The following is a 1,866-nucleotide window of genomic DNA, read 5'->3' as shown; positions in this document are numbered from 1 at the left end:
CTTTTTTGTTGGGGTTGTTTGTGCGTTTGTGAATTGTGGTTTTCGGGTGTGGGGTGGGGTCGGGATTGAGGACTCCCCGATATCGACATCAGGTGTCCCGGACGGGGTTGACGGGTTGACCACGGGAGGTGTGTTGGCCTGTGTACTAGCCCACCGTCGTGTGCTGCGGCTTTGGTGATGTGCGCGTACGCCATGTCGTAAGCTGGAGGATACGAGTACTACTACGCGCTGCTACTGCTCAAAGTGGCAGCGCTTTTGAGTGTTGACGGACGGGTTGGATGACTGAGGACAGCCGATCGGGAGACCGCGAGGACTCCGGAGCAAACGACCACAGCGGTAACCGCTCCGGTGAGCCTGGCGGTCGCGGGCGCGGTGACGAGTCCCGTTCCCGGTCTGGCTACAGGGGCTCCCGGGACGACAGAGGCGGCTCCGGTGGCGGTGGCGACCGCCGCAACTTCCGTGGTGGCGACGACCGCCGCGGTGGGTTCCGCCGCGACGACCGCGGAGGCAACCGCGGTGGTCCCGGTGGCGAGCGTCGTGAGGACCGGGGCGGATACCGGGGTCGCGACGACCGCGGGGACGACCGTGGCGGCAGGCGCGACGATGACCGCCGTGGTGGCGGCCGCGACTTCCGTGGCGGGGACGACCGTCGTGGCGGTTACCGCGGCGGGCCCGGCGGTGAACGCCGGGACGACCGTGGTGGCAACCGGGGTGGCGACGGCCAGCGCGGCGGCTACCGCGGGGATCGCGACCGTCAGGGCGGCGGGCGCGACTTCCGTGGCCGCGACGGCGGCCGGGACGACCGCCAGGGTGGCGGGCGCGATGACCGTCGCGACGACCGTGGAGGTTTCCGTGGCCGGGATGACCGCCAGGGCGGCGGGCGCGACTTCCGTGGCCGTGACGGCGGCCGGGACGACCGTGGTGGCAACCGGAACAACCGGGGCCGCGACTTCCAGCGTGACGACCGGCGACCGCAGCGGGACAACCGTCGCGATGACCGCCGTGATGACCGCGATCCGGCCGACATCGCTCCGCCGCTGCCCGACGAGGCCACTTACGACCAGCTGGACAAGGACACCAAGCGCGACCTGCACTCGCTGCCCAAGTCCCTGGCCGAGCTCATCGGCAAGCACATCGTCGCGGCCGGCATCCTGGTGGACGAGGACCCCGAGCGTGCCTACAAGCACGCTGCCTACGCTCGCCGCAAGGCCTCCCGCCTACCCACGGTCCGTGAGGCGTCCGGTATCGCCGCCTACACGGTGGGCAAGTGGCAGGAGGCTCTCTCCGACCTGCGCGCGGCCCGCCGCATGAGTGGTCGGGACACCTTCCTCGCGATCATGGCCGACTGCGAGCGCGGCCTCGGCCGTCCCGAGCGGGCCCTGGAGATCACCAACGACCCGGCCGCCAAGGACCTGGACGCCGACGAGCGCATCGAGCTGCGGATCGTCGCCGCCGGTGCCCGCCGCGACATGGGTGACGTGAAGGCTGCCCTGGCGGAGCTCCAGGTTCCTGAGCTGAAGGAGCGCCGGGCCCGTCCGTACGTGGCCCGTCTGTTCTACGCGTACGCCGACGTCCTGGAGGAGCTGGGCCGCAAGGAGGACGCCCGCGAGTACTTCGCGCGTGCCTCCTCCGTGGACCGCGAGGGTGTCACCGACGCCGACGAGCGCCTGGCCGCGATCGAGGGCGTCGAGCTGGTCGACAGCGACGTCGAGGACGGGGTCGTCTGGACCGACGTCGAGGAGGAGGCGGACGAGGCGGCGGCCGAGGCCGAGGCCACCGCCTCCCGGGAGCGCCGTGACGACAAGGGCCGGGACCACCGCCGCGACGATCGTCGTGACGACCGCCGAGGCGGCCGCGAGGACCGGG

At 71.2% G+C, this 1,866-nt stretch carries 1 protein-coding gene; it reads left to right on the top strand.

Annotated features, from left to right (window positions below):
• Nucleotides 1–278: 278 nt before the first annotated feature.
• Nucleotides 279–1,866 (top strand): tetratricopeptide repeat protein (locus D452_RS31510; RefSeq protein ID WP_017546484.1); only part of this gene is annotated, 1,588 nt, incomplete at its 3' end.

The sequence above is a fragment of the Nocardiopsis prasina DSM 43845 genome (genome assembly GCF_000341265.1).
In the GTDB taxonomy this organism is placed as follows: Bacteria; Actinomycetota; Actinomycetes; order Streptosporangiales; family Streptosporangiaceae; genus Nocardiopsis; species Nocardiopsis prasina.
This window is presented reverse-complemented; position numbering and strand designations above follow the sequence as displayed.